The following is a 22,880-nucleotide window of genomic DNA, read 5'->3' as shown; positions in this document are numbered from 1 at the left end:
CAGGAACCGAAACATGACGATGACAACGCCCGGACCGCTGATGCTGGACGTCGAAGGCTACGAGCTGGACGCCGAAGAGCGCGAAATTCTGCAACATCCGCTGACAGGCGGACTGATCCTGTTCGCCCGCAACTTCCATGATGTTGCGCAGCTGGCGGAGCTGGTGCGCCAGATTCGCGCGGCGTCGCGCAACCGGCTGCTGGTGGCGGTCGATCAGGAAGGCGGACGCGTGCAGCGCTTCCGCGACGGTTTTACTCAGCTGCCGGCGATGCAATCGTTCGCCGCGCTGCACGACATGACACGCGCCGGCGAGCTGGCGCAGCAGGCCGGCTGGCAAATGGCGGCGGAGATGATCGCCATGGACATCGATATCAGCTTTGCGCCGGTGCTGGATATCGGCCACATCAGTGCGGCCATCGGCGATCGCGCTTTCCACGCCGATCCGGCGATTGCGCTGCAGATGGCGCGCCAGTTTATCCACGGCATGCACGAAGCCGGCATGAAAACCACCGGCAAGCACTTCCCGGGCCACGGCGCGGTCAGCGCGGATTCGCACAAAGAGACGCCGCGCGACACGCGCGATGCGGCCACGCTGCGCCAGCACGACATGGCAATCTTCCAGCAGCTGATTGATGAGCAGCTGCTGGATGCGGTGATGCCCGCGCATGTTATCTATACTGAAGTGGACCCGCTGCCGGCCAGTGGTTCGCCTTACTGGCTGCAAACGGTGCTGCGGCAGGAGCTGGGCTTCAACGGGGTGATCTTCTCAGACGATCTGTCGATGGAGGGCGCGGCGGTGATGGGCAGCTACGCGGAACGGGCTCAGCAGTCGCTGAATGCCGGCTGCGATATGATCCTGGTGTGCAATCAGCGTGCTGGCGCGGTGAGCGTGCTGGATAATTTGACGCCGATCCAGGCGACGCGCGTCACGCAGTTATACCATCAGGGACGTTTTGACCGTCAGAGTTTGCAGGCCAGCGAGCGCTGGCGGCAAAATCACCGTCAGCTCAGTGACCTGCAGGATCGCTGGCTGGCGCACAAAGCGTCGGGCAGATAATCGCCACTGCCCGGATCTCACTCCACGCTGAGGATAATCATGATCATCTATCTGCACGGTTTTGATTCCAACAGTCCGGGCAACCATGAAAAGGTGCTGCAGCTGCAGTTTATTGACCCGGACGTCAGACTAATCAGCTACAGCACCCGCCATCCGAAACACGATATGCAATTTCTGCTGAAAGAGTGCGATAAACTGCTCCAGCAGGGCAGCGATGCGCATCCGTTGATTTGTGGCGTCGGCCTGGGCGGCTACTGGGCGGAACGCATCGGCTTCCTTTGCGGCATGCGCCAGGCGATATTCAATCCCAACCTGTTTCCTGATGAAAACATGGAAGGCAAGATCGACCGGCCGGAAGAGTACCTTGATATCGCCACCAAATGCGTCAGCAACTTCCGTGAAAAGAACCGCGACCGCTGCCTGACCATTTTGTCACGTCACGATGAAGCGCTGGATAATCAGCGCAGCGCGGCCGCATTGCACCCGTACTACGAAATCGTGTGGGACGAGGAGGCCAGCCACAAATTCAAAAATATTGCCCCGCATCTGCAACGCATCAAAGCGTTCAAAACCCTTGCCTGAGTGCTGCTGCGCCGTGTGATGCGGCGCACAAAACGTGTAACATTCTGATAATGCAGTGCAAAGATTGATGTACATCAATTTTCTTATGTCCGGATGATTATGCCGTGCTATTCTGCCCTCAGCTCGCGATTAAATGTCGCCAACCCTATGTTTATTAAGGTTTTATATAACCATTAATTAACTTTTGGTTTACAACTTTGAGGGGGTCTTCATTGACTACAAGCATGGAAAAAATCGTCATCGTCGGTGGCGGTGCCGGAGGGCTGGAGCTGGCAACGCAGCTCGGCCATAAACTCGGCCGCAAAAAAAAGGCGGAGATCATCCTGGTCGATCGTAACCACAGCCATCTGTGGAAACCGCTGCTGCATGAAGTGGCGACCGGCTCGATGGATGAAGGTATTGATGCGCTCAGCTATCTGGCGCATGCGCGCAACCACGGTTTCCAGTTCCAGCTCGGTTCGCTGACGCAAATTAATCGCGACACAAAAACCATTGAACTGGCGGAGATCCGCGACGCGGAGGGTGGGCTACTGGTACCGCAGCGCGAACTGGCGTATGACCGTCTGGTGATGGCGCTGGGCAGCACCTCGAACGATTTCGGCACGCCAGGCGTGAAAGATCACTGCATCTTCCTCGACAACCCGCATCAGGCGCGTCGGTTCCATAATGAGATGCTCAACCTGTTCCTGCGCTTCTCTGCCAGCGAAGGGCAGCTGCAGAAAGTCAATATCGCCATTGTCGGCGGCGGCGCGACCGGCGTCGAGCTGTCGGCAGAACTGTATAACGCAGTGAAACAGCTGCACAGCTACGGCTATAAAGGTCTCGATAGCAGCGCGCTCAACGTTACGCTGGTGGAAGCCGGCGAGCGTATTCTGCCTGCGCTGCCGCCGCGCATCTCCGCAGCGGCGCATCAGGAGCTGAGCAAGCTTGGCGTGCGCGTACTGACGCAAACCATGGTCACCAGCGCAGCAGCCAACGGTCTGAATACCAAAGGGGGCGAATTCATCGAAGCCGATCTGATGGTGTGGGCGGCGGGTATTAAAGCGCCAGACTTCATGAAAGAGATTGGCGGGCTGGAGACCAACCGCATTAATCAACTGGTGGTCAAAGAGACGCTGCAGACTACGCTGGACGACGATATTTACGCCATCGGCGACTGCGCCTCCTGCGCGCTGCCAGGCGGCGGATTCGTGCCGCCGCGCGCGCAGTCGGCGCACCAGATGGCGTCGCGAGCACTGGAAAACATCCTCGCCCAGCGCAAAGGCAAGCCGCTCAAAGCCTACGTGTATAAAGATCACGGCTCGCTGGTGTCGCTGTCCCGCTTCAGTACCGTCGGCAGCCTGATGGGGAACCTGATGCGCGGTTCGATGATGGTGGAAGGGCGTATTGCGCGTTTTGTCTACATCTCCTTGTACCGTATGCACCAGATTGCGCTCCATGGATACTTCAAGACCGGTCTGATGATGCTGGTCGGCAGCCTCAACCGCGTGCTGCGTCCGCGTCTCAAACTGCATTGATGGCTGGCGGGCGGTCATCCCCGCCCGCTGCGCGCCCGGCTGCCGTAACCTGCTGATTGCCGTTCAATCAGCGCCAGATTACGGCGCAATGACACTGCCGCTCAGAACTCTCCTAAAAGCTGGTCCTGCTGGCTTTCCGCTGCGTTTCCTCCATTAATCTGATGTTGCATTTTCGGACCATCTGTAAAACTTATGCCAACGAACACGGCGCGGCGCGCACGCCGGTTATGCCTCGGTAACCCGGGATCGGGTTGCGGCAGGAATGCGCGGTAACAACTTCAGGAGGACATTCCTGTGAATAAATCAATGTTAGCGGGTATTGGAATCGGCGTAGCAGCAGCGTTGGGCGTGGCCGCCGTCGCCAGCATGGATGTTTTTGATCGTGGCCCGCAGTATGCTCAGGTGCTTTCGGCAACGCCAATCAAAGAGAGCATTAAGCAACCTCGTCAGGAGTGCCGCAACGTTACCCTCACGCACCGTCGTCCGGTGCAGGATGAGAACCGCATCGCCGGTTCCGTACTGGGTGCCGTGGCCGGTGGGGTGATTGGTCACCAGTTCGGCGGTGGCCGCGGCCGGGATATCGCGACCGTAGCCGGTGCGCTGGCAGGCGGCTACGGCGGTAACCAGGTGCAGGGTGCGCTGCAGGATCGTGACACTTACACCACCAGCGAGCAGCGCTGCAAAACCGTGTACGATAAACAGGAAAAAATGCTGGGTTATGACGTGACCTATAAAATAGGCGACCAGCAGGGCAAAATCCGCATGGAGAATGACCCTGGCACCCGCATCCCGCTCGACCGTAATGGTCAGCTGATCCTGAATTCGAATCAGGCCTGATTGGGCAAAGCTACTTCACAGCAGCAGTAACAAAAAAAGCGCCGCAAGGCGCTTTTTTTATACTCAGGCTACCGCACCGTACGCAGCAGCGCGTCACATAGCGCTGCTGCGTGACGGCAGGGCGATCAAACCCGGTTCTTCGCCAGTTCGGCGACGAAATTCTGCACCCATTCCATGCGCGTTTTGCGTTCGCTCAGATCGCGGGTGAATTTCAGTCGCGTCGGGCCATCCAGCTTCCACTGCTTCGCATCTTTCTGCAGCAGGCCGATCAGCCAGCCGGGATCGACCTGATTCTGCGGCGCGAACTCAAAGAAGCCGCCTTTTTCGCTGGCTTCGATTTTACGCAGCCCCAGCTGACGCGCCACCAGGCGCAGCGCGGCGATGTCCAGCAGGTTGCGCGCGGCGTCGGGCAGCTTGCCGAAGCGGTCAATCATCTCAATTTTCAGCTCGGCCAGCTCCTGTTCATCGGCCGCACTGGCGATGCGTTTATACAGCGACAGGCGCGTATTGACGTCCGGAATAAAATCATCCGGCAGCAGGGCAGGCATGCGCAGCTCAATCTCGGTCTGATTGCTGGTGAGATCTTCCAGCGACGGCTCACGTCCGGCCTTGAGTGCATCCACCGCGTTTTCCAGCAGCTCCATGTAGAGCGTGAAACCGATGGTCTCCATCTGACCGCTCTGATCTTCACCCAGCAGCTCACCGGCACCGCGAATCTCCAGATCGTGCGTCGCCAGCGCAAAGCCAGCGCCCAGATCCTCCAGCGAGGCAATCGCTTCCAGTCGCTTCTGGGCATCGGTGGTCATCGCCTTCGGATGCGGCGTCAGCAGCCAGGCATAGGCCTGATGATGCGAACGGCCGACGCGGCCACGCAGCTGATGCAGCTGCGCCAGACCGAAATGGTCGGCGCGCTCAATGATGATGGTATTGGCGCTCGGCACATCGATCCCGGTTTCGATGATGGTGGTGCACACCAGCACGTTGAAACGCTGGTGGTGGAAATCGTTCATCACCCGTTCCAGATCGCGCTCGCGCATCTGACCGTGGCCGATGGCGATGCGCGCTTCCGGCACCAGCTCGGCCAGCCGCTGCGCTGCTTTCTCGATGTTCTCGACGTCGTTGTAGAGATAGTAAACCTGGCCGCCGCGCAGCACTTCACGCAGGATCGCTTCGCGCACCACCAGGCTGTCATACTCGCGCACGAAGGTTTTCACCGCCAGACGGCGCGCTGGTGGCGTGGCGATAATCGATAGATCGCGCATGCCGCTCATCGCCATGTTCAGGGTGCGCGGAATCGGCGTTGCGGTGAGCGTCAGAATATCGACGTCAGCGCGCATCGCTTTGATGCGCTCTTTGTGACGCACGCCGAAACGGTGCTCCTCATCGACGATCAGCAAACCGAGATCGCGCCACTTAAGATCGCTCATCAGCAGCTTGTGGGTGCCGATCAGAATATCAATTTTGCCCTCGCTGGCCTGCTCCAGCACCTGCGCCTGCTCTTTGGCGCTGCGGAAGCGCGACAGCATCTCAATGCGCACCGGCCAGTTGGCGAAGCGGTCGCGGAAGTTGTCGTAATGCTGCTGCGCCAGCAGGGTGGTAGGCACCAGCACCGCCACCTGTTTGCCGTTCTCCACCGCAAGGAAGGCGGCGCGCATCGCCACTTCGGTTTTACCAAAGCCAACATCGCCGCACACCAGGCGGTCCATGGCCAGCGGCTGGCACATATCGCTGAGCACGGCGTTAATTGCCTGTGCCTGATCCGGCGTGGTTTCAAACGGAAAACCTTCGCAGAACAGCTGATACTGCTCGCGGTCGTGCTTAAAGGCAAAGCCGGCCTTGGCCGCGCGCTGGGCATAGATATCCAGCAGCTCAGCGGCCACGTCACGGACTTTCTCCGCCGCTTTCTGGCGCGCGCGTGACCAGGCATCGCTGCCCAGTTTGTGCAACGGCGCATTTTCATCGGCACCGCCGGCGTAACGGCTGATCAGATGCAGCGATGACACCGGGACGTAAAGTTTGGCATCGCCGGCATAGGAGAGCATCAGATACTCGGCGACGATACCGCCGGCTTCCAGCGTGGTCAGGCCGATGTAGCGGCCCACACCGTGTTCAAGATGCACCACCGGCTGGCCCGGGTGCAGTTCGGCGAGGTTACGAATCAGTACATCCGGATTGATGGTGCGGCGATTGTCCTGACGCCGCCGGCTGACGCGCTCGCCGAGCAGATCGCTTTCGCAAATCAGCGCGCGCTGGCGCTGGGTGTCGATAAAACCGCGCTCGCTGGCGCCAATCATCAGGCTGTACGGCTGCTCATCGGCCTGCTCGAAGCGATCAATCGGCTGCGGGCGCAGTTTGATGCGGGACAGCAGCTCCTGCAGGCTCTCGCGACGACCTTCGCTTTCTACCGAGAAAATCACCTGACCTGTAAACTGTTCGAGGAACTGGCGCAGCAGATCGAGCGGCGCTTTGGCCTGCGCCTGCACCGTCAGCTCCGGCAATGGCTGATAGCCCAGATTACTGTTCGCGGCTTTCTCCGGCAGCGTCTCAGCGCTGAGCTGCATGCGCGGCCAGTTTTTCAGCTCGCTGAGCAGCGCATCCGGGCGCAGCCACAGCGTGGCCGGCTCCAGCAGCGGGCGCATAGGATCGATGCGGCGATTTTCATAGCGTGCGTTAGCATCCTGCCAGAAACGCTCAGCGCTGGCGTGCAGATCGCCGCTGTTCAGCACCAGCGTGCTGGCGGGCAGATAGCTAAACAGGGTAGGCAGTTCCTGCTCGAAAAACAGCGGCTGCCAGTACTCAATCCCGGCCGGCAGCGTGCCTTTGCTCACCTGCTGATAGACGTGCTCGGGTTCGCGCCGCACGTCGAAGGTTTCACGCCAGCGGCTGCGGAACAGCTCAATGGCCGCTTTGTCGGTGGGAAATTCATGCGCCGGCAGCAGGTTGATGGCGCTCACCGCCTCCAGCGTGCGCTGCGAGTCGACGTCAAACAGGCGCAGGCTGTCGATCTCATCATCAAAGAAATCGATGCGGTAAGGCTGATCGCTGCCCATCGGGAACAGGTCGAGCAGCGCGCCGCGCGTCGCGTACTCGCCATGCTCCATCACCTGATCGACATGGCGATAACCGGCCTGCTCCAGCTGGTCGCGCAGGGCATCGCGCGACAGTTTCTGGCCCTGCTGCATCACCAGCGCATGGCCGTGCAGGAAGCTGTGCGGGCAAACGCGCTGCATCAGCGTATTGACCGGCAGAATCAGCATGCCGCGCGTCAGGGTGGGCAGCTGGTACAGCGTAGAAAGACGGGCGGAAATAATGTCCTGATGGGGCGAGAAGCTGTCGTAGGGCAGTGTTTCCCAGTCAGCAAGATTGGTGACCGGCAGATCGGTAAATTGCCTGATCTCCTCCTGCAGCCGCAGGGCCGATTGCATATCCGGGGTGATCATTAACACCGGACCGCTGTGGCGTTCGGTGATGCTGGCACACTCAACCGCCTGCGCGGCGCCGACCAGCTGACCGAGCTGACGATGGTCGCCTGCTTTAGCAGGCAGGGTATAACGACGCTGTTCCGACATAAGGTCCGACATTCTCTCCTCAGTTTCCAGGGCGTCATCATTCCACATTCCGCCGTGAGGATCATCTCTCCTTTCTGAGTTTATGTCAGGGTGCATGAATGCGCACCTTACCTCAGCGGCACCCTGAAGGGCCGCCAGTATGGCCGGTTGCCAGGTCGTCATTGATGGCGACCTGGCCACGTCACGTTATTTACTGGATTGCTGTGTGTAGTGCATGCGAGGACGATCCACATTGGCCCATGACAGCTCGCGCTCGACATGGTAGCTGTTGTTGCCATCGTCCCACTTCACATAATAACCGGTTAGCGCGTCTCCCTGCTCAAAGACATTGACCACTTCGCCTTTGATCTCGCCAGATTTATGTTTAACGATACTGCCTTTAGGAAACCTGCTCATGGTAAGAACCTCCGTACTGCGCTTACTGTGATGCGAAAACCGGTACTGCAAGCTAAGTCTAACCCACCTGCTGACGAATAATCGTACTAATAGCGTCACTATTTTGTCGTAATTTTGTGCATTGTCGCGCAGCAGGACGCATTTTGACGCAACTTTGCAACTGACTCAGCGGGTTAGAGGTTTCATAAAGCAGACGGCTCCTTTATCATCGCTCTACTTAATTTTGGGCAACGGCCAAGACGGATCTCATGTATCAACCAGTCGCGTTATTCATCGGTTTGCGCTACATGCGTGGACGTGCTTCAGACCGTTTCGGTCGTTTCGTCTCCTGGCTCTCGACTATTGGTATCACGCTCGGCGTGCTGGCACTGGTGACAGTGCTGTCGGTGATGAACGGCTTTGAGCGCGAGCTGGAAGGCAACATTCTTGGCCTGATGCCGCAGGCGCTGGTGACCAGCGACACCGGCAGCATCAATCCGCAGCAGATGCGCGCGCAGGATCTCAAACTGCAGGGTGTGACGCGTATTGCGCCGCTAACCACCGCCGATGTGGTGTTGCAGAGTGCGCGCAACGTGTCGGTGGGCGTGATGCTGGGTATCAACCCTGACGAACCGGATCCGCTGACGCCTTATCTGGTCAACACCCAGCAGAGCGTGCTGCAGCCGGGCCAGTATAAGGTCATTCTCGGTGAACTGCTGGCCTCGCAGCTGGGCGTGAAGCGCGGCGATCAGCTGCGCCTGATGGTGCCATCGGTCAGTCAGTTTACCCCGGTGGGGCGCGTGCCGAGCCAGCGCATCTTTACCGTTGCCGGTACCTACGCGGCCAATAGCGAAGTCGATGGCTATCAGATTCTGGTGAACCAGCAGGATGCCTCGCGCGTGATGCGCTATCCGCTCGGCAACATTACCGGCTGGCGCCTGTGGCTGGATAAGCCGCTGAATGTCGATGCGCTGAGCCAGCAGCCGCTGCCGCAGGGGCTGACATGGAAAGACTGGCGCGAACGCAAGGGCGACCTGTTCCAGGCGGTGCGCATGGAGAAAAACATGATGGGGCTGCTGCTCAGCCTGATCATTGCCGTCGCCGCCTTCAATATCATTACCTCGCTGGGCCTGCTTATCATGGAGAAGCAGGCGGAAGTGGCGATCCTGCAAACCCAGGGCTTAACGCGGCGGCAAATCGTCGCGGTATTTATGGTGCAGGGCGCCAGCGCCGGTATTATCGGCGCGCTGCTCGGTACGCTGCTGGGCGTGCTGCTGGCCAGCCAGCTCAACAATTTAATGCCGGTGATCGGCCTGTTCCTTGATGGCGCCGCGCTGCCGGTGGATATCAATGTCTGGCAGGTGATCACCATTGCGCTGGTCTCGATGGCCGTGGCGCTGCTGTCTACCCTCTATCCGTCATGGCGCGCTGCCGCCGTTCAACCCGCTGAGGCTTTACGTTATGAGTAATACCCCTTTGTTGCAGTGTCGTGACCTGTGCAAACGCTATCAGGAAGGCAGCGTGCAGACCGATGTGCTGCGCAATGTGGCTTTTAGCCTGCAGCCGGGCGAACTGACGGCCATCGTCGGCAGCTCCGGCTCCGGCAAAAGTACCTTACTGCACCTGCTGGGCGGGCTGGATGCACCGACCTCCGGTGACGTGGTGTTTGACGGGAAATCGCTTAACGCCATGTCGTCGGCGGCCAAAGCAGAGTTGCGCAACCGGGAACTCGGCTTCATTTATCAGTTTCACCATTTGCTGCCGGACTTCAGCGCGCTGGAGAACGTAGCGATGCCGCTGTTGATTGGCAAAACCGGCAAAGCCGAAGCGGAAGCGCGCGCACGCGAGATGCTGGCGGCGGTTGGCCTGGAAAAGCGCGCGGCGCACCGGCCTTCTGAGCTGTCGGGCGGTGAACGTCAGCGCGTGGCGATTGCCAGGGCGCTGGTGAACCGGCCGCGGCTGGTGATGGCCGATGAGCCCACCGGTAATCTCGATGCGCGCAACGCCGATGCCATTTTTGAACTGCTCGGCGAGCTCAACGTGCAGCAGGGCACCGCGTTTCTGGTGGTGACGCATGACCTCAACCTGGCGAAGCGCCTGAGCCGTCAGATGGAAATGCGTGACGGCCAGCTGAGCGATCACCTGACGCTGGGAGCGATCTGATGGCGTCCTCTTTATCCCTGCTGCTCGGGCTGCGCTTCAGCCGCGGCCGGCGGCGCGGCGGCATGGTGTCGCTGATCTCCATCATCTCGACCATCGGCATTGCGCTTGGCGTGGCGGTGCTGATCATCGGGCTGAGCGCGATGAACGGTTTCGAGCGGGAGCTCAACAACCGTATTCTGGCCGTGGTGCCGCACGGCGAAATTGAGGCGGTTAACCAGCCTTTTCGCAACTGGCAGCCGATGATTGCGCCCATCGAACAGGTGCCGGGCATTGCCGCGGCGGCCCCTTACGTTAACTTTACCGGATTGATTGAGAGCGGTGCGAAGCTGCAGGCGCTGCAGGTGAAGGGCGTTGATCCGCAGCAGGAGCCGCGCCTCAGCGCGCTGCCGCGTTTTGTCAGCGGTGATGCCTGGTCGCAGTTCAGCGCCGGCAGGCAGCAGATCATTCTGGGCGGCGGCATCGCCAAATCGCTCAACGTGAAGCAGGGCGACTGGATCACCATCATGATCCCGAATAATGATGGCGAGAACAAACTGCTGCAGCCAAAACGCATTCGTCTGCAGGTGAGCGGTATTCTGCAGCTGAGCGGCATGCTGGATCACAGTCTGGCGCTGGTGCCGCTGGCCGATGCGCAAAAATATCTGGATTTGGGCGACAGCGTCAGCGGCATTGCGCTGAAGATGAGCGATCCATTCCAGGCACAGAAGCTGGTGCGCGATGCCGGCGAAGCCACGCACTCCTATGTCACCATCCGCAGCTGGATTGGCACTTACGGCTACATGTATCGTGATATCCAGATGATTCGCGCCATTATGTATCTGGCGATGGTGCTGGTGATTGGCGTGGCCTGCTTTAATATCGTGTCGACGCTGGTGATGGCGGTGAAGGACAAGAGCAGCGATATCGCCGTGCTGCGCACGCTGGGCGCCAAAGACGGCCTGATTCGTGCCATCTTTATCTGGTATGGCCTGCTGGCCGGGCTGCTGGGCAGCGTCAGCGGGGTGGTGGTCGGCGTGCTGGTGGCGCTCAATCTGACGCCGGTGATGCGCGTAGTGGAGCACCTTACCGGGCATCAACTGCTGGCGGGCGATATCTACTTTATCGACTTTCTGCCGTCCGAGCTGCACTGGCTGGATGTGGCCATCGTGCTGGCAACGGCGATTGGCCTGAGCCTGATTGCCAGCTGGTATCCGGCGCGGCGCGCCAGCCGCATCGATCCTGCCCGCGTGCTGAGCGGTCAGTAAAGACAAAACACGCAGCCGCCTTCGCGGCTGCGCACATTTTCAGCGTCTGCGGCATGCAGCCGTCATACCCAGCCGCTATTATCGGGTCTGAGTAACCCGGAAAACACCCGCAGCGCGGCGTTCAGCGCCGCAGATTAAGGAGCCTTTATGCGCCAACCGCGCCGCCGCCTTCGACTCGCCCGCTACAAAAAGAACCGCCGCAAAGTGCATCAGCGCTTTCGCCAGCGCATCTTTGAGCGCGATCGTCAGGTCGAACTTGCCGCCCATCCGCAGCCGCACGTGGTGGTGCTGACCGGTGCCGGAATTTCGGCAGAATCCGGCATTCGCACCTTCCGCGCGGAAGATGGCCTGTGGGAAGAGCATCGCGTGGAAGATGTGGCGACGCCCGAAGGCTTTCGCCGCGATCCGGCGCTGGTGCAGGGGTTCTACAATGCGCGCCGGCGTCAGCTGCAGCAGCCAGAAATCCAGCCTAACGCGGCGCACAAAGCGCTGGCTGAACTGGAGCAGGTGCTGGGCGATAATTTCCTGCTGGTTACGCAGAATATCGATAACCTGCACGAGCGCGCCGGCAGCCAGCGCGTGCTGCATATGCACGGTGAATTACTGAAGGTGCGCTGTGAGCACAGCGGTCAGGTGCTGGCGTGGACGGAGGATGTCGGTCCGGACGATCGCTGTACCTGCTGCCAGTTCCCGTCGCGGCTGCGTCCGCACGTGGTGTGGTTTGGTGAAATGCCGCTCGGCATGGAGGAGATTTATCAGGCGCTGGAACAGGCCGATCTGTTTATCGCCATCGGCACCTCAGGCCACGTCTATCCGGCGGCAGGATTTGTGCACGAGGCGAAACTGCAGGGGGCGCATACCGTGGAGCTGAATCTGGCCCCCAGTCAGGTCGGTAACGAATTCGCTGAAGCGCATTACGGCTTAGCCAGCGAAGTGGTGCCCGAATTCGTGCATACTTTTTTGCGCGGCTTGTATAAATAGTCAGCGTACTGCGCGTTTCCCCTCATCCCGGCCTTCTCCCGGCGGGAGAAGGGGAAAAACGCGCCCGACTGAAACTCAGGCTAAATCCAGTAGGGTCTTTCCCACAAGCCGAATCCAGCACGTATGAACCCTCTCCCTCTGGGAGAGGGCAGGGTGAGGGCCAGGCCGCACCGAATCCCCACCCCAGAACCTCACCGCCCCGCTTTCAGCTTCTGGAACAGCGTTTCGTACTGCACGCTGGCGGCACCGACATCGTTCTGCCACTCGCCGTTTTTGATCACTTCAGCCGGCGGATAGAGTGACGGATCGCTGGCCACCTCGGGCGGCAGCAGCTTTCTTGCCGCCAGGTTGGGCGTCGGATAACCGATGGTTTCCGCCACTTTAGCCGCCACATCCGGGCGCAGCAGGAAGTTAATCAGCTTCAGCGCGCCTGCTTTATTTTTCGCATTCGCCGGGATCGCCAGGTTATCCATCCAGAAAATCCCGCCCTCTTTTGGCCAGATAATCTGCAGCGGCGTGCCAGCCTGGCGCGCCACCCAGGCGGAGCCATTCCAGATCATGCCGACGTTGACTTCGCCTTCCATAAACGGATTACCGGGATTATCCGAGTTGAACGCCAGTACGTTTGGCATCAGCTTTTTCAGCTCTTCATAGGCGGCTTCAATCTGTTTTGGATCCTGCGTATTACCGGAGTAGCCGAGCTTGCGCAGCGCCATCTGGAACACTTCACGCGCGTCATCGGTCAGCAGCAGGCTCTGCTTATACTGAGGTTTCCACAGATCAGCCCATTGGGTCAGGGTTTTTGGATCCACCTCGTCGGTGTTCACGCCAATGGCGGTTGCGCCCCAGATATAGGGAATGGAATAGTCGTTGTTCGGATCAAACGGCTTGTTCAGCAGGTCGGGATCGAGGTTGCGGAAGTTGCTCAGCTGTGACTTGTCGATCTTCTGCAGCATGCCCTCGTTGCGCATTTTGGCGATGAAGTAGGTCGACGGCACCACCAGATCGTAAGCGCCTGCTTTCCAGGTTTTCAGCTTGGCGTACATGCTTTCATTGGATTCATAGGTGGAATAAATCACTTTGATGCCGGTCTCTTTGGTGAACTGCTCCAGCAGCCCGGGCGGCACATATTCGGTCCAGTTATAGAAGTAAAGCGTGTTGTTGTCATCCGCCTGAGCGCTTTGCATACCCAGTGCCAGCGCCCCAGCCGCCAGCCAGTGAGACCACTTTTTCATCGGTTATCCTCTATTTGGTTTTATCACGCAGCAACAGCTGACTGACTGCTACCAGCAGCAGCGACAGCAGCATCAAAATGGTAGCCAGCGCGTTCACCTCCGGCGACACGCCTACTTTCACCATGGAATAAATTTTCAGCGGCAATATTTCGAAGCCGGGACCGGTGACAAATGACGACACCACCACATCATCCATCGACAGAGTGAAACTCAGCAGCCAGCCCGCGGCCACTGCCGGCAGCGCCAGCGGCAGTAAAATCTTACGCAGAATAGTCACTTCGCTGGCGCCGAGATCTTTTGCCGCCTCCAGCATGCGCACGTCAAAGCCTTTCAGGCGCGAATAGACGGTAATCACCACAAACGGCAGGCAGAAAGTGATATGGGAAAACAGCAGCGACCAGAAGCCGAGCGAAATCCCCAGCAGCATAAACAGCACCAGCAGCGAAATCGCCATTACGATATCCGGCGACATCATCACCACAAATAGCATACCGCTGACAAACGGCTTGCCGCGAAAACGATAGCGGTACAGCGCCACGGCGGTGAGCGAGCCGATCAGCGTCGCGCAGCTGGCCGACAGCACGCCCATGATCAGCGAATGCTGCGCCGCCTGAATCAGGCTGTCGTTATTGACCAGCAGGCGATACCACTGGGTGCTGAAGCCCTGCCAGTTGATGCCGAAGCGCGAGGCATTAAAAGAGTTGACGATCAGGATGATGATCGGAATGTATAACCAGGCATAAATCACGGCCATGAAGCCGTGGCGTAATCCGCGCGCCATCATTGCAACGCCGCCTTGTGATTCAGCAGACGCGCTGCGCGCCAGTAAACCAGCAGCATCAGCCCCATCAGCAGCGTCATGACAATGCTGGTGGCGGCGCCGAACGGCCAGTCACGAATATTGAGGAACTGGCTTTTGATTACGTTACCGATCAACAGGTTCTTTGCCCCGCCCATTAAATCCGCTACGTAGAACAACCCCATCGCCGGGATAAATACCAGTAGCGCGCCGGCAACGATACCGGGTAGGGTCAGCGGCAAAATGATACGGATGAAGGTCTGTAGCCTGCTGGCGCCAAGATCGCGCGCCGCTTCCAGGCAGGATTTGTCCAGCTTCTCAAGGCTGGAGTAGAGCGGCAGCACCATAAATGGCAGCAGAATATAGATCAGCCCGAGGATCACCGCTTCCGGGGTAAACATGATGCGAAACGGCTTGTCGATGACGCCGAGCCACAGCAGAAATTCATTGAGCCAGCCGCGCGTGCTGAGAAAAATTTTCAGACCATAAATGCGAATCAGAGAGTTGGTCCAGAACGGTACAATCAGCAGAAACAGCATCAGCGGACGCAGACGCGCCGGCAGTCTGGTCAGGCACCAGGCAAAAGGGTAGCCGAGCAGCAGGCAGCACAGCGTGGCGATGCAGGCCATGTTGAGTGAGTGCAGCAGCACGTCGGCATACAGCGGATCGAGGAGCCGGCCGTAGTTGTTCAGGGTGAACACCATGCTGACAAAGTGCGCGTCGTCGCGCGTCAGAAAGCTGGTGACGAAGATCATCAGATTCGGCAGCAACACGAACAGCGTCAGCCAGCCGACGATCAGTGCCACAATGGCTTTCTGCAGACGATTACGCATCCGTTTCATACGGCAGCACCACCTCCCAGTTTGGCACCCAGCTGACCGCCATTTTCTGGTTCAGCGAGTGGTCAAAATCCGGATCGTCCTCATTAAAGAACTCGCTGACGGTGAGCAGCTTGCCGTTCTCCAGTTCGACGGTGGATTCCAGCGTCATGCCTTTATAGTTGCGTTCGCGCACATAGCCGATCAGGTTTTCGCTGCGGCTGTCGTGATCGATCTCCTCGACGCGCAAATCTTCCGGTCGCAGCAGCACATGCAGCCGATCGCCGGGTTTGACCGGGAACGGGCAGTGAATATCACACTCGCGGCCTTCGACGCGAGCCCGTACCTGCGGCGCGTGCGCGCTACCGATCACTTCTGCATCAAACACGTTGATTTCGCCAATGAAGCGCGCCACAAACAGGTTCGCGGGCTCTTCGTAGATCTCGCGCGGCGTGCCGTCCTGCTCAATGCGCCCGTCGCGCATCACCACGATGCGGTCGGACATGGTCAGCGCTTCTTCCTGATCGTGCGTGACAAACACAAACGTGATGCCCAGCTTGCGCTGCAGTGCTTTCAGCTCGTTTTGCATCTGGCGGCGCAGTTTGTAATCCAGCGCGGAGAGCGACTCATCAAGCAGCAGCACTTTGGGCCGGTTGACCACTGCGCGCGCAATCGCCACGCGCTGCTGCTGGCCGCCGGAGAGCTGGTGCGGCCGGCGCGCGGCAAAGCTTTCCAGCTGCACCATCGCCAGCGCCTCGTTGACGCGCTGCGTCAGCTCTGCCGCCGGGGTTTTCTGCATGCGCAGGCCAAACGCGACGTTTTCAAACACCGACATGTGCGGAAACAGCGCGTAGCTCTGAAACACGGTATTGATATGGCGATGCTCGGCGGGCGTTTCAGTGATGTCGCTCTCATCCAGATGGATACGTCCGCTGTCGGCGTTTTCCAGCCCGGCGATCAGGCGCAGAATCGTGGTCTTACCGCAGCCGGAGGGGCCAAGCAGGGTGATAAATTCGCCATGACCGATGGTCAGGTCGAAATCCGGGATGATGGTTTTGCCATCGAAAGCTTTACTGATGCCAGAAAGCGTAACCAGCGCCTGCTGCGCGCGTGTTTGCGTCATTATAGTCACTCAGTCTGATGAGAATCAGGTTACAGCATAGCCGCCGGCGACAGCTTGCCGTGATGAAGGGCGCGATAATACCTGAAAAATGCGCCATTGCCATGTTCAGACACGGAATAACCTTGAAAAGTCTGCAAATTGCTGGAGTATGCTCATCGGGCCAGCCGGACGGGTGGCTGGCAGGGCGAATTTCAGCGCACGATTGAGCTGAGAGGGCTAACCTGAAGGATAATGATTTGACGCAACATGGCGATAATCAGGCCCCATGATAATAATGCAGGTTCTTTAGAGGGATGACAGATGGATCAATTACTTGAGCGTTTTCTCAGTTATGTGGCAGTAGAAACCCAGGCAAAACCTCAGGCGCGGCAGGTGCCGAGCAGCGAAGGGCAGTGGACGCTGGCGCGTCAGTTACAGGAAGAGCTTATTGCGCTGGGTTTTGTGGACGTCACCTTAAGCGATCATTGCTGTGTGATGGGCACCCTGCCGGCAAACGTCGACTGGCCGACGCCGGTGATCGGTTTTATTTCCCACATGGATACCTCGCCGGATTTCACCGCGAAAAATGTCAATCCGCAGATCATTGAAAACTATCGTGGCGGTGACATCGCGCTGGGCAACGGGGATGAAGTGCTCTCGCCGGTGATGTTCCCGGTGCTGCACAAGCTGACCGGGCATACGCTGATCACCACCGACGGTAAAACGCTGCTGGGCGCTGATGATAAAGCCGGTATCGCTGAGATCATGACGGCAATGGCCGAGCTGGCCAAAGGGGATGTGCCGCACGGCGCCATTCGCGTGGCCTTTACCCCGGATGAAGAGATCGGTCGCGGCACGTCGCACTTCGACGTTGAGGGGTTTGCGGCTGACTGGGCTTATACCGTTGACGGCAGCGATCTCGGCGAGTTTGAGTTCGAGAACTTTAATGCCGCGACGGCGCTGGTCAAAATCACCGGTAACAATGTGCATCCCGGCAGTGCGAAAAACGTGATGGTGAACGCGCTGGACCTGGCGATGCGCTTCCACGCCGAGCTGCCGGCCAAAGAGAAGCCGCAGTTTACCGACGGCTATGAAGGCTTTTTCCACCTGCACACTATTAAGGGATCGGTTGAGCACGCCGAGCTGATGTACCTGATTCGCGATTTTGATGCCGACAGTTACGAACAGCGTAAGCAGCTGCTGCAGGAGATTGGCCGCCGCGTCAGTAAAGGCCTGCAGGCTGAGTGCTCCATAAAGGTGGAGATCAGCGACAGCTATCGCAATATGCGGGAGAAGGTGGAACCGCATCCGCACATCATTGAGCTGGCGCTGCAGGCGATGCGCGACTGCGGTATCGAGCCGAACGTGAAGCCGATCCGCGGCGGCACCGACGGATCGGCGCTGTCATGGAAAGGACTGCCGTGTCCGAATCTGTTTACCGGCGGCTACAACTATCACGGCAAGCATGAGTTTGCGTCGCTGAATGTGATGGCGAAGTCGGTTGAGGTGATTGTGCGCCTGGCCGCGCTCGCGGCGGAGAAGAAGTAGGGCGGAGCGGGGCTTGCCCTCACCCTAACCCTCTCCCGCCCGCAGGAGAGGGGACCGATCGAGCGGGAATCAGGTTCTTCATTTGCCCATGCCGCCGCCGGCGCTTTACTGCAATCGTCGCGCGGTTTGCTCCCTCTCCCGCGGGCGGGAGAGGGCCGGGGTGAGGGAAACGGGCGCAGAGGACCTGATCAACTCAATCAGCAAAAAACCAGTACCCGCTGTTCACCAGTGCCGCCAGCTGAGCCAGCAGCGAAGGGTCATCCAGCGCATCGCCGAAATCTTCCAGCGTCAATACGTGTTTGTGTGCCAGCGCAGCCAGTACCGACGGATGCGCGCACTCAACGCGCTCACCGTTGACGTACACCGCGTCGCCCAGCGTCAGCACGCGCAGGCCGCCGAGGCGCGTCAGCGCATCACCCTGCTGCAGCGCGTCATAAATCTCATCCGGCTGATACGGCGGTTCCGGCGGAGCCACATCCAGCTCGTGACGCGACTGGGAAATAAATTCGCCAAACCACTGGTTAAACTGCTCCGGCTGATTAATCACATCCAGCATCACTTTGCGGATCCCTTCTACTTCCGACGGCAGAATCCGCGATGGGCAGTCACGCGCCGGCACATCCGGATCGCTGAAGCGGTAGCTGCCCAGCTCATGCGCCAGCATATAGTCCGCAAAGCCGCTGATCAGCTCGCGTCCGTTAGGCGCGCGGAAGCCGACTGAATAGTTGAGCGCGTTCTCCAGCGAATAGCCTTCGTGCGGGAAACCCGGTGGAATATAGAGAATGTCGCCCGGTTCCAGCTCTTCATCGATGATGGCGTCGAACGGTTCAACCTGCAGCAGGTCCGGATGCGGGCAGTGCTGTTTCATCGGCACTTTTTCGCCTACGCGCCAGCGGCGGCGGCCAGTGCCCTGAATAATAAACACATCGTATTGATCAAAGTGCGGGCCTACGCCGCCGCCCGGCACTGCGAACGAGATCATCAGGTCGTCGATACGCCAGTCGGGCAGAAAGCGGAACGGGCGCATCAGCGCAGCAGAAGGTTCATGCCAGTGGTTCACCGCCTGTACCAGCAGCGACCAGTTGCTTTCACCCAGGTGATCGTAGCTTTCAAACGGACCATGGCTGACCTGCCATTTTCCGTTGTTGTGGCTGACGAGGCGGCTGTCCACCTCGTTTTCCATTGCCAGACCGGCCAGCTCATCCGGAGAAATCGGATCAATGAAGTTTTTGAAACCCCGTTTCAGCACCACCGGGCGTTTTTGCCAGTAGCGCTGAATAAAGTCGGGCCAGTTGATGTCGAGCTGATAGTCCATGCGAGGATTCCGGTTAGGGCCATAATTGCTGCCAAGTATAACAGCCCGCGCCCGGTTCTACTCGCGGTGATGTTCAACTTCCTGCCGCTGAAAAATCACCTCCATGCGTGCGCCGCCGAGCGGGCTGGTCGTGGCGATTACCTGACCGGCATACTGCTCGAGAATATCACGCACTACCGCCAGTCCCAGTCCCTGACCGGGACGCAGCGTATCGGCACGCTGGCCGCGCACAAAGATCAGATCGCGCTTGCTTTCGGGAATGCCGGGGCCGTCGTCGTCAATGAACAGATGCAGCGCGTTTTCCGTCTGGCGCGCGCTGACCTCAATAAATTCGAGGCAGTATTTGCAGGCGTTATCCAGCACGTTGCCCAACACTTCCATAAAGTCATTTTGATCGCCGATAAAGGTCAGCTCCGGCGAAATATCCAGCGTGATCTCAACGCCCTTGCGCTGATACACCTTATTGAGCGCGGAACACAGGCTATCCAGCAGGGCCGAGACCGAATGCAGATCGCGCTGTAGCGGGTTGTGATCCGCCTGCATGCTGGCGCGATGCAGGTAGTAGCCAATCTGCTGCGAGATGCGGCTGATCTGCTCGAGCATGACCGGCTCAGCCTGTTCGATGGTCAGCTCTTTGCCACCGCGCAGCGAGCGCAGCGTGCTTTGCAGCACCGCCAGCGGCGTTTTCAGGCTGTGCGTCAAATCCGACAGCGTGGTGCGATAGCGCGTGTAGCGCTGCCGTTCGTTGGTGAGCAACAGATTGAGATTGCGCACCAGGCTGCGCAGCTCCTGCGGCGGGTTGTCGTCAAGATTTTCCCGGTGGCCGGTTTCCAGCTCGCGCACCTGTGAAGTCAGGTGGCCAATCGGGCGCAGGCTCCAGTGTGCCGCCAGCCACAGCAGCGGAATCACCAGCAGCAGATTGGCCGCCAGCACATAGCTAAACCACGACCACACCACGTCTGAGTGCTGCAGCTCCTGGGGGATCGAGTCCACCACCACAATGGTCAGCGCCGGGAGATTGGTAGTCGCGTCGTAGCGGTTCACTGCCACCGAGTGGGTGAAGGTGTCATTGCTGTCACTGTCCAGCGCGTGCAGCCGCTGCTGTGCCTGCGGATTGTTACCCATCGCCGCCATACTGGTGCGATTGCTGGTATCGATCTCGTAAAAATCTGGCTTCATCAGCCAGTCGCGGCGAATGTTTTTGCGGATTTCCGGCACGTCGCGCTGCTGCCACAGCAGCTTACCGCGCTCGTCATAGATGAACACCAGCGTCGGGAAATTGAGCGTCATGCGTTCCGGCTGGGCGATGGTGAGCTTGTTGTCTTTCCACTGCGCGAGGGTGAAGAACAAATTGCTCTCGCCGCGCATCACGCGATAGGTATTTTTATCAAAGCTGACGACGTAGCCAATGACCGCCACCATGCCATACGACAGCGACAAAAACAGCACGATCGCCGCCGTCGCCAGCAGGAAACGCGCGCGTAAGGAGAAAGGGCGCTGACGGCGGAGCAGCTTCATAAATCAGAGATCAAAGCGGTATCCCTGGCCACGCACGGTGTTGATCACTTCGGTCGGGTGCAGCGCGAGAATTTTTTTGCGCAGCCGGCCCATCAGTACATCAATGGTGTGGCTTTCGCGCAGTTCCGCATCGGGATACAGCTGCAGCATCAGCGAGTCTTTGCTGACCACTTTACCGGCATTGCGGATCAGTGTTTCAACAATGGTGTACTCAAACGCGGTCAGCTTGACCGGCGCGTCGTTCACCGTAAGCTCGCGGCGCGACAGGTCAACCTGGAACGGCGGCATGGAAATAATTTGCGAGGCGTGTCCGCTGTTGCGACGCATCAGCGCCTGTAAGCGGGCGGCGACCTCTTCAATGTGGAACGGCTTGGTCACGTAGTCATCGGCACCGGCTTCCAGCGCTTCAACTTTCGCCTGCCAGCCTTCGCGCGCGGTCAGCACCAGAATCGGCTGACGAATGGCATCGCCACGCCAGCGGCGAATCAGCGACATGCCGTCTTCGTCGGGCAGGCCGAGATCGACCAGCGCGATATCGGGAATGTGTTCCTGCAGGAAATAGTCGGCTTCTTTGGCGTCTTCGGCGGCATCCACCTGATGACCCATGTCACGTAACTGGACTGCGAGGTGATGGCGCAGCAGGGCATTATCTTCCACAACCAGAACACGCATAGAATTTCCTTACCTTCAACTCAGTGATGATGGCGAAAAGTATACGCTACGCCAGCTAAACCGCAGATTAACACTCCGCTGTGATGCACTGGCAGGGGAACCTCAGCCACCACGTGACGTGCGTGACTGAGGTAACACCAACTTGCCATAGCCTGAGTTTTCAGAGCAAGGAATTACTTCAGGTCATCAACCATCTGAATCGCGCGGCCGAGGTAGTTGGCTGGCGTCATCTGCTTCAGGCGCACTTTCTCTGCTTCCGGCAGCTCCAGGCTGTCGATAAACGCCTGCATACCGGCTGCGTCCACGCGCTTGCCGCGCGTCAGCTCTTTCAGCTTCTCGTACGGCTTTTCAATGCCGTAGCGGCGCATCACGGTCTGGATCGGCTCAGCCAGGACTTCCCAGTTATGATCCAGCTCGTCCAGCAGGCGATCGCGGTTCACTTCCAGCTTGGAGATACCTTTGAGCGTGGCCTGATAGGCGATCAAGGCATAGCCGACGCCAACGCCGAGGTTACGCAGCACGGTAGAATCGGTCAGATCGCGCTGCCAGCGTGATACCGGCAGTTTGCTGGCCAGGTGCTGCATCACCGCATTGGCCAGCCCCAGATTCCCTTCGGAGTTTTCGAAGTCGATAGGGTTAACCTTGTGCGGCATGGTTGAAGAGCCAATTTCGCCAGCAATGGTTTTCTGTTTGAAATGGTTCAGGGCGATGTAACCCCAGATGTCGCGGTCAAAATCAATCAGGATGGTATTGAAGCGCGCGATGCAGTCAAACAGCTCGGCGATGTAGTCATGCGGCTCGATCTGCGTGGTGTACGGGTTCCAGCTGATGCTCAGCGAGGTCACAAACTGCTCGCTCAGCTGATGCCAGTCCACTTCCGGATATGCAGCGATGTGCGCATTGTAGTTGCCCACCGCGCCGTTGATTTTGCCCAGCACTTCCACCTTGCTCAGCTGACGCAGCTGGCGTTCCATGCGGTAGGCCACGTTGGCCATCTCTTTGCCCATGGTGGACGGCGTTGCCGGCTGACCGTGAGTGCGCGACAGCAGCGGAATGTCGCGATACTCCTGCGCCAGTCCCTTCACGGCGGTGATGATCTGGTTCCAGAACGGCACGATCACGTCGCGGCGTGCGGTTTCCAGCATCAGCGCGTGTGACAGGTTATTGATATCTTCGGAGGTGCAGGCGAAATGGATAAACTCAGACACCGCGTGCAGCGCCGGCACGTTCGCTACTTTCTCTTTCAGAAAGTACTCGACGGCTTTCACGTCATGGTTGGTGGTGCGCTCAATGGTTTTGATGCGCGCCGCATCTTCTTCGCTGAAACCGGCGACAATTGCATCAAGGAAAGCGTTTGCGTCGTCATCAAATGCAGGAACTTCCTTGATCTCTGCGGTCGCGGCCAGTTTCTGTAACCAGCGAACTTCAACCTCAACGCGGAATTTCAGCAAACCGAACTCGCTGAAAATCGCACGCAGCGGGCTGACTTTATCGCCGTAACGACCATCGACAGGTGAGACGGCGGTCAGAGAGGATAATTCCATCAGT

Annotated in this window: 19 protein-coding genes; 9 read left to right on the top strand and 10 right to left on the bottom strand. The window is 58.8% G+C overall.

Annotated elements, in window-relative coordinates:
* The first annotated feature begins 13 nt into the window (after nucleotides 1-13).
* The 4 genes from nagZ (at nucleotide 14) to E7738_RS06725 (ending at nucleotide 3,993) form a co-directional block, all read left to right on the top strand.
* Complete coding sequence (gene nagZ / locus E7738_RS06740; RefSeq protein WP_278426532.1) at nucleotides 14-1,057, top strand: beta-N-acetylhexosaminidase; 1,044 nt, start codon at nucleotides 14-16, stop codon at nucleotides 1,055-1,057.
* Between the two features lie 39 nt (nucleotides 1,058-1,096).
* Entirely contained in the window at nucleotides 1,097-1,639 is a 543-nt protein-coding gene (gene ycfP / locus E7738_RS06735; protein WP_021506392.1) for an alpha/beta hydrolase YcfP, read from the top strand.
* Nucleotides 1,640-1,851: 212 nt separating this feature from the next.
* Complete coding sequence (locus E7738_RS06730; protein WP_031279261.1) at nucleotides 1,852-3,156, top strand: NAD(P)/FAD-dependent oxidoreductase; 1,305 nt, start codon at nucleotides 1,852-1,854, stop codon at nucleotides 3,154-3,156.
* Between the two features lie 294 nt (nucleotides 3,157-3,450).
* Nucleotides 3,451-3,993 carry a glycine zipper 2TM domain-containing protein gene (locus tag E7738_RS06725; RefSeq protein ID WP_031279257.1) on the top strand — a complete coding sequence of 181 codons (543 nt, stop codon included), beginning with the start codon at nucleotides 3,451-3,453 and terminating at the stop codon, nucleotides 3,991-3,993.
* A gap of 125 nt (nucleotides 3,994-4,118) precedes the next feature.
* Here E7738_RS06725 and mfd read toward each other — a convergent pair whose 3' ends face one another.
* Both mfd and E7738_RS06715 read right to left on the bottom strand, forming a co-directional pair.
* Nucleotides 4,119-7,562 (bottom strand): transcription-repair coupling factor, encoded by a 3,444-nt coding sequence (gene mfd / locus E7738_RS06720; protein WP_021506389.1) that lies wholly within the window; start codon nucleotides 7,560-7,562, stop codon nucleotides 4,119-4,121.
* A gap of 186 nt (nucleotides 7,563-7,748) precedes the next feature.
* The gene (locus tag E7738_RS06715) at nucleotides 7,749-7,958 is read right to left on the bottom strand and encodes a hypothetical protein (protein WP_021506388.1); all 210 of its coding nucleotides are present in this window, start codon (nucleotides 7,956-7,958) and stop codon (nucleotides 7,749-7,751) included.
* A gap of 248 nt (nucleotides 7,959-8,206) precedes the next feature.
* Here E7738_RS06715 and lolC point away from each other — a divergent pair, with 248 nt between their 5' ends.
* From lolC to cobB, 4 genes are all read left to right on the top strand, one after another.
* Nucleotides 8,207-9,406 (top strand): lipoprotein-releasing ABC transporter permease subunit LolC, encoded by a 1,200-nt coding sequence (gene lolC / locus E7738_RS06710; RefSeq protein ID WP_021506387.1) that lies wholly within the window; start codon nucleotides 8,207-8,209, stop codon nucleotides 9,404-9,406.
* Nucleotides 9,399-10,100, top strand: a complete 702-nt coding sequence (gene lolD, locus E7738_RS06705; RefSeq protein ID WP_021506386.1) for a lipoprotein-releasing ABC transporter ATP-binding protein LolD — start codon at nucleotides 9,399-9,401, stop codon at nucleotides 10,098-10,100. The genes lolC and lolD overlap by 8 nt, the downstream gene beginning before the upstream one ends.
* Nucleotides 10,100-11,344, top strand: a complete 1,245-nt coding sequence (gene lolE, locus E7738_RS06700; protein WP_021506385.1) for a lipoprotein-releasing ABC transporter permease subunit LolE — start codon at nucleotides 10,100-10,102, stop codon at nucleotides 11,342-11,344. Before lolD ends, lolE begins: the two co-directional genes overlap by 1 nt.
* 147 nt (nucleotides 11,345-11,491) lie before the next feature.
* Nucleotides 11,492-12,325 carry a Sir2 family NAD+-dependent deacetylase gene (gene cobB, locus E7738_RS06695; protein ID WP_010617227.1) on the top strand — a complete coding sequence of 278 codons (834 nt, stop codon included), beginning with the start codon at nucleotides 11,492-11,494 and terminating at the stop codon, nucleotides 12,323-12,325.
* A 191-nt stretch (nucleotides 12,326-12,516) separates the two neighbouring features.
* Here the strand turns inward: cobB and potD are convergent, their stop codons facing one another.
* The 4 genes from potD to potA are packed head-to-tail and all read right to left on the bottom strand — an operon-like array spanning nucleotide 12,517 to nucleotide 16,300.
* Nucleotides 12,517-13,560, bottom strand: a complete 1,044-nt coding sequence (potD, locus tag E7738_RS06690) for a spermidine/putrescine ABC transporter substrate-binding protein PotD (RefSeq protein ID WP_058776483.1) — start codon at nucleotides 13,558-13,560, stop codon at nucleotides 12,517-12,519.
* Between the two features lie 10 nt (nucleotides 13,561-13,570).
* Entirely contained in the window at nucleotides 13,571-14,344 is a 774-nt protein-coding gene (potC, locus tag E7738_RS06685; RefSeq protein WP_059013003.1) for a spermidine/putrescine ABC transporter permease PotC, read from the bottom strand.
* Nucleotides 14,341-15,192: a spermidine/putrescine ABC transporter permease PotB gene (gene potB, locus E7738_RS06680; RefSeq protein ID WP_104092825.1), complete on the bottom strand. Its 852-nt coding sequence runs from the start codon at nucleotides 15,190-15,192 to the stop codon at nucleotides 14,341-14,343. The genes potC and potB overlap by 4 nt, the downstream gene beginning before the upstream one ends.
* Nucleotides 15,185-16,300, bottom strand: a complete 1,116-nt coding sequence (potA, locus tag E7738_RS06675) for a spermidine/putrescine ABC transporter ATP-binding protein PotA (RefSeq protein WP_058759491.1) — start codon at nucleotides 16,298-16,300, stop codon at nucleotides 15,185-15,187. The genes potB and potA overlap by 8 nt, the downstream gene beginning before the upstream one ends.
* Nucleotides 16,301-16,600: 300 nt before the next feature.
* On the opposite strand from potA, the gene pepT reads away from it, so the two are divergent.
* Nucleotides 16,601-17,827, top strand: a complete 1,227-nt coding sequence (gene pepT / locus E7738_RS06670; RefSeq protein ID WP_021506380.1) for a peptidase T — start codon at nucleotides 16,601-16,603, stop codon at nucleotides 17,825-17,827.
* A 193-nt stretch (nucleotides 17,828-18,020) separates the two neighbouring features.
* On the opposite strand, the gene E7738_RS06665 is transcribed toward pepT, so the two are convergent.
* The 4 genes from E7738_RS06665 to purB form a co-directional block, all read right to left on the bottom strand.
* Nucleotides 18,021-19,142 (bottom strand): ribosomal protein uL16 3-hydroxylase, encoded by a 1,122-nt coding sequence (locus E7738_RS06665; RefSeq protein WP_104186862.1) that lies wholly within the window; start codon nucleotides 19,140-19,142, stop codon nucleotides 18,021-18,023.
* A gap of 57 nt (nucleotides 19,143-19,199) precedes the next feature.
* Nucleotides 19,200-20,660, bottom strand: a complete 1,461-nt coding sequence (phoQ, locus tag E7738_RS06660; RefSeq protein ID WP_021506378.1) for a two-component system sensor histidine kinase PhoQ — start codon at nucleotides 20,658-20,660, stop codon at nucleotides 19,200-19,202.
* A gap of 3 nt (nucleotides 20,661-20,663) precedes the next feature.
* Nucleotides 20,664-21,332, bottom strand: coding sequence for a two-component system response regulator PhoP (gene phoP / locus E7738_RS06655; RefSeq protein WP_010617222.1), 669 nt, complete (start codon nucleotides 21,330-21,332; stop codon nucleotides 20,664-20,666).
* Nucleotides 21,333-21,505: 173 nt separating this feature from the next.
* Complete coding sequence (gene purB, locus E7738_RS06650; RefSeq protein WP_394516224.1) at nucleotides 21,506-22,876, bottom strand: adenylosuccinate lyase; 1,371 nt, start codon at nucleotides 22,874-22,876, stop codon at nucleotides 21,506-21,508.
* Nucleotides 22,877-22,880 lie beyond the last annotated feature (4 nt).

It is taken from the genome of Pantoea sp. SGAir0430, assembly GCF_043549295.1.
Note: the sequence above shows the minus strand (reverse complement) of the source record. Positions and strands in the feature narration are given on the sequence as shown.

Excerpts from the sequence above, each read along its gene's own strand:
- lolD (WP_021506386.1), top strand. The coding sequence starts at position 9,399 with ATGAGTAATACCCCTTTGTTGCAGTGTCGTGACCTGTGCAAACGCTAT.
- E7738_RS06665 (WP_104186862.1), bottom strand. The coding sequence starts at position 19,142 with ATGGACTATCAGCTCGACATCAACTGGCCCGACTTTATTCAGCGCTAC.
- cobB (WP_010617227.1), top strand. The coding sequence starts at position 11,492 with ATGCGCCAACCGCGCCGCCGCCTTCGACTCGCCCGCTACAAAAAGAAC.
- mfd (WP_021506389.1), bottom strand. The coding sequence starts at position 7,562 with ATGTCGGAACAGCGTCGTTATACCCTGCCTGCTAAAGCAGGCGACCAT.
- E7738_RS06715 (WP_021506388.1), bottom strand. The coding sequence starts at position 7,958 with ATGAGCAGGTTTCCTAAAGGCAGTATCGTTAAACATAAATCTGGCGAG.
- potD (WP_058776483.1), bottom strand. The coding sequence starts at position 13,560 with ATGAAAAAGTGGTCTCACTGGCTGGCGGCTGGGGCGCTGGCACTGGGT.
- potB (WP_104092825.1), bottom strand. The coding sequence starts at position 15,192 with ATGCGTAATCGTCTGCAGAAAGCCATTGTGGCACTGATCGTCGGCTGG.
- pepT (WP_021506380.1), top strand. The coding sequence starts at position 16,601 with ATGGATCAATTACTTGAGCGTTTTCTCAGTTATGTGGCAGTAGAAACC.
- phoQ (WP_021506378.1), bottom strand. The coding sequence starts at position 20,660 with ATGAAGCTGCTCCGCCGTCAGCGCCCTTTCTCCTTACGCGCGCGTTTC.
- potC (WP_059013003.1), bottom strand. The coding sequence starts at position 14,344 with ATGATGGCGCGCGGATTACGCCACGGCTTCATGGCCGTGATTTATGCC.
- nagZ (WP_278426532.1), top strand. The coding sequence starts at position 14 with ATGACGATGACAACGCCCGGACCGCTGATGCTGGACGTCGAAGGCTAC.
- lolE (WP_021506385.1), top strand. The coding sequence starts at position 10,100 with ATGGCGTCCTCTTTATCCCTGCTGCTCGGGCTGCGCTTCAGCCGCGGC.
- potA (WP_058759491.1), bottom strand. The coding sequence starts at position 16,300 with ATGACGCAAACACGCGCGCAGCAGGCGCTGGTTACGCTTTCTGGCATC.
- purB (WP_394516224.1), bottom strand. The coding sequence starts at position 22,876 with ATGGAATTATCCTCTCTGACCGCCGTCTCACCTGTCGATGGTCGTTAC.
- ycfP (WP_021506392.1), top strand. The coding sequence starts at position 1,097 with ATGATCATCTATCTGCACGGTTTTGATTCCAACAGTCCGGGCAACCAT.
- phoP (WP_010617222.1), bottom strand. The coding sequence starts at position 21,332 with ATGCGTGTTCTGGTTGTGGAAGATAATGCCCTGCTGCGCCATCACCTC.
- lolC (WP_021506387.1), top strand. The coding sequence starts at position 8,207 with ATGTATCAACCAGTCGCGTTATTCATCGGTTTGCGCTACATGCGTGGA.